Annotated in this window: 5 protein-coding genes; 2 read left to right on the top strand and 3 right to left on the bottom strand. The window is 26.9% G+C overall.

The genetic code is table 11. The annotated features are described in order from the left end of the window. Positions 1–462: histidine phosphatase family protein (locus EZH24_RS08050; RefSeq protein ID WP_137998617.1), on the bottom strand; the 462-nt coding region annotated here is incomplete at its 3' end. 324 nt (positions 463–786) lie between these two features. Between EZH24_RS08050 and EZH24_RS08055 the strand changes: the two genes are divergently transcribed. Next, on the top strand, positions 787–1,086 hold the full coding sequence (locus EZH24_RS08055; RefSeq protein WP_137998618.1) for a helix-turn-helix domain-containing protein: 300 nt from the start codon (positions 787–789) through the stop codon (positions 1,084–1,086). A 12-nt stretch (positions 1,087–1,098) separates the two neighbouring features. Here EZH24_RS08055 and EZH24_RS08060 read toward each other — a convergent pair whose 3' ends face one another. Further along, positions 1,099–2,169 carry a glycoside hydrolase family 3 N-terminal domain-containing protein gene (locus EZH24_RS08060; protein WP_137998620.1) on the bottom strand — a complete coding sequence of 357 codons (1,071 nt, stop codon included), beginning with the start codon at positions 2,167–2,169 and terminating at the stop codon, positions 1,099–1,101. A 160-nt stretch (positions 2,170–2,329) separates the two neighbouring features. On the opposite strand from EZH24_RS08060, the gene EZH24_RS08065 reads away from it, so the two are divergent. After that, entirely contained in the window at positions 2,330–2,728 is a 399-nt protein-coding gene (locus EZH24_RS08065) for a rhodanese-like domain-containing protein (protein WP_137998621.1), read from the top strand. A gap of 14 nt (positions 2,729–2,742) precedes the next feature. Here the strand turns inward: EZH24_RS08065 and EZH24_RS08070 are convergent, their stop codons facing one another. After that, positions 2,743–3,675, bottom strand: coding sequence for an alpha/beta fold hydrolase (locus EZH24_RS08070; protein ID WP_137998623.1), 933 nt, complete (start codon positions 3,673–3,675; stop codon positions 2,743–2,745). Positions 3,676–4,176: the final 501 nt, after the last annotated feature.

A 4,176-nucleotide genomic window follows, 5' to 3' on the forward strand; every position in this document is an offset into this window, starting at 1 on the left:
CATAATGATTCCGCCATGCGACAATACCGCGACATAAGTTAAATTATTTTTTTTCATGTTTTCAATAATATTCAAATATACTTTTTTAGTTCGATTAAAAAATTCTTTATAATCTTCTCCGTTAGGAATATTGCTTCTCCAAAGTTTTTTATTGAATTCTTTATAATATGGATTGTCTTTTAATTCTTCGTATTTTTTACCTTCAAAATCGCCAAAACATCTCTCTCTTAAATCTTCAATTATTTCTAAATTCATTTCTTCAAAATATATTTTAGCCGTTTCAACGCATCTTTTCATTGGACTACAATATAATTTTTGAATCGGTTTATATTTTTCTATAATATGTTTTTTTTCTAAAAGTTCTTTTTTTCCGTTTTCGCATAAAGGATTGTCGGTAGAGCCAAGCCATCTGTATTCGGCGTTATATTGAGTTTGTCCATGTCTTACAAAAAGAATTTTCATTAATTTTAATTTCTCCAATTTTCTTATAATGCTATACCGTAAATATTATAACCATACTTGAATTTTTTCAATTATTTTATTATAAATTTATTGTCATATTAGAATAATTTCTAAAGATTTAGTATAGAATAAATTTTTATATTTTTTACATAAACAATATTAATTAGTTATAGTTATTATGAAAAATATTATAGGATTTTTTCATATTGATATTTTTATTATATTATGATATTCTATTAATTATAAAGTAGTTATATTTTGCTATAATGAGATTTTATTTTTTAAGTATTAATTTACATAGGTATTTATATTTTGGAGGTCTAAATGAGTATAAACACTAAACATTCAATATCGTTAAGCGAGGAAGAAAAAAACAAGATTCAAGAATTCCTAAGTAAAGAAGTTAAATCCCAAAGGCTGATTTCGAGGGCAAAAATACTTTTGGAACTTGACCAAAAAAAGAACACAAGATTAACTCATACCGATATTGCAAAAAAATATGATGTTACATATCATACGGTTGTAAATATTATAAATGAATATGTAAAAATTGGTTTAGAGCCTACTTTAACTTATAAAAGAAATCCTAATAGCAATAGAAAAAGAAAAAATCCAGAAGGATAAAAATTCAAAATATTATTTTTTATGCGCAAGGTATTTATTTTCAGAGATGATTTTTAATACTTTAGCGCATGAAATGATATTAGGATTTAAGTCGTCAAACATATATTCTATGTTTTGATATATATTGCTATTTAAATTTACGCCAAAATTTATTCCTCTTTCTATTTTTCCCGTCATAGTTAAATCGTCAGTTATGGTAATTCCTTTAAAATTCAATTCTTTTTCTAAAATTTCGATATAATTTTTTGACAAACTCGCTGGAAATTTATCGTCAATATATTTATTTTTTATATGAGCGACTAAAATCATCTCCGCTCCAGCGTCTATTCCTCTTTTAAACGGAACGAATTCTTTATTTTTTAATTCATTGATTTTTTTATCAATAATTGGAAAACCGTCATGAGAATTTACTACTGTGTCTCCATGTCCTGGAAAATGTTTTAAGACGGTTATTATTCCCGCGTCTCTCTGAGCTTTAACCGTAGCCTCTACCATATCTGCGACTATATTTATATTAGTCGAAAAACTTCTTTCATACAAATAGGAATTTGAATCTTTTGGAATATCGCATATCGGCGCTAATATCATATTGATTCCCAAATCGAGCAGAAATTTAGATTTTTGATAGGCTATTTTATAAGCGTATTCTTTGTCGTTTTTATCTCCAATATCTTTTGGCGAAATATTTTTTAATTTGTCGAAATGAATTCTATTTACTTTGCCTCCTTCTTCGTCAACGGCGATTAGCATATTAGGATTGACATATTCTCTCAAATCGGATGCGAGTTTTTTTAATTGTTTTTCGTTTTCTATATTATAGTCGAAAAGTATAATTCCCGCTATTTTATTTTCTTTCAATATTTTAATCGTCTCTTCGGATAATGTTTTATCTTTTATCCCAACCATTAATAATAAGCCTTTTCTCTCTTTTTCGCTCATACTATAAACTTTGTCTATATATTTTGCCAAATGCGGATACATATTTTTAATTTCTTTTTTGTTATCCGCTATGTGTTTACATGAAATAAAAAATATTGATATTATAAAACTGCATAATATAATTTTATTAATTTGAATAATCATATTTTTAAAACCAATAATAATAAACTTATAATAATTATATTCGAAAAAATATTTTAAATACATAAATCATAAAATTTCAATTTTTAATAATTGACAAAAAAATAAAATATAATATCATTAATTAACATAATATTTATTTGATTTTTAAGGATATTCAATTATGAAAAATATTAATAAATTTTTTATTTTATCTATATTTATAATTTCTACTCTTTTATTTACTTCATGCTCAAATAGAGGTTACAGCAATATTAATTTGAAAAAAGCCATGAAAACTATAAATAATTCGACTAATTTAATCATGTTGGATGTGCGAACTGCCGAAGAATATTCTGCTGGAAATATTCCAAATTCAATCAATATAGATGTTTTAAGCCCCGATTTCAAATCAAAAATAGATTTACTCGATAAAAATAAAGAATATTTGGTATATTGCAGAAGTGGAAACAGGTCGGCAATCGCTTCAAGCATAATGGCTACAAACGGTTTTGTAAAAATTTATAATTTAAATAATGTAAATTATAGCGATTTTGAAAACGCGATATTAACGAATAGATAATAATTTTTACTAATTTAATTTTTAATATGTTTATTAAGCCATTCGACTATTTCGTTCATTACATCATTCCTGCAAAAATCGTTTAATATTTCATGTCTTCCATCTTTATACAAACTGATATTAATGTCGGTAAGTCCTAACGATTTATACATTTCATAAACCCATTTCACGCCTTCGCCCATATTTCCAACGGGGTCTTTATCACCCGAGATTAGCAAAATAGGAAAATCTTTATTCATGTCGGAATAATTATTTGAATTTGAAATTTTTTCAAGCAGATAAAATATTTGAAGAAAAGTTTCTACGCTCGGAGGAATTTTGGAAAAATATTCGTCTTCTTTAACTTTTTTTATTTCTTCTTTATCGGATGTCAGCCAAGAGAAAGCGGAGTCGTCTTCTGGAAAATATTTTCTTCCGTATCCGCCATCTGATAAATTTGATATAAATTTGGCTCTCTTGCTTCCTCCAAAAATCGCTTTTTGAACGGTAGCTATAATTTTTCCAAAATTTTCAATTCCTTTAAATTTTCCTTTCGTTCCCATTATTATAGCGCCGTTTAAATATGAATGATATTTTATTAAAAAGCCTCTCGTCAAAAACGAACCCATACTATGCCCTAACATAAAATAAGGCAAATCTCCGTATTCGGCTTTGGTATTGTCCATAAGATATTTTAAATCGTCAATAATAAGTTCATGCCCGTTTTCTCCCATATCTCCCATTTGTTCTTTCGTTATAGCGCTTCTTCCAAAACCTCTATGGTCTTCCGCGCATACCAAAAAATCGTTGTCGGTTAATTTTTGAGCCAATTCTTTATATCTTCCCGCATGTTCTCCGAGTCCATGAACTATTTGAACTATAGCTTTAGGTTTATTTTCGGGAATAAAATTATATGTGAACATTTTATGCCCGTCTTCGATTGTTAAAATTTTAGTTAATTCTTTCATACGAATACTCCAAAAAATATATACGATATTCTTATAGCAATTTTTTCAAATTATATATTATTTTTTTCTTACTTGCAATATTATTTGTAAATAGCCGTATAATTATTTTATAGATATTATAATTTAAATTTTTGTATAAATAAAAACGCTTGACAAAATTTTTAATCATTGCGATTACGAATGCGTGGTAATCCACACAAAATAGATTGCTTCATTCGACAATCCAAGAGTGGCGCAGGGCGAAGTCGGACTTTCACGCTGTGCGCTGTAAGTCTCACTCGCAATGACGATACGAATTTGTCATTGCAAACAAAGTGAAGCAATAAATTTTTTTTATTTTTTTAATTTTAACCTATTGACAAAATTTCCAAATATTGTATAATCTACTCAATATGAGAAACTTAAAATACAACTTAAACAATTTCATGATGTCACGTCACGTCACGTCACGTCTTTTATTTTAAACTTTTTTCAAGTTTATGTTTACTTACTAATTATAAA

The organism is Brachyspira catarrhinii, assembly GCF_005518285.1.
Lineage (GTDB): Bacteria > Spirochaetota > Brachyspiria > Brachyspirales > Brachyspiraceae > Brachyspira > Brachyspira catarrhinii.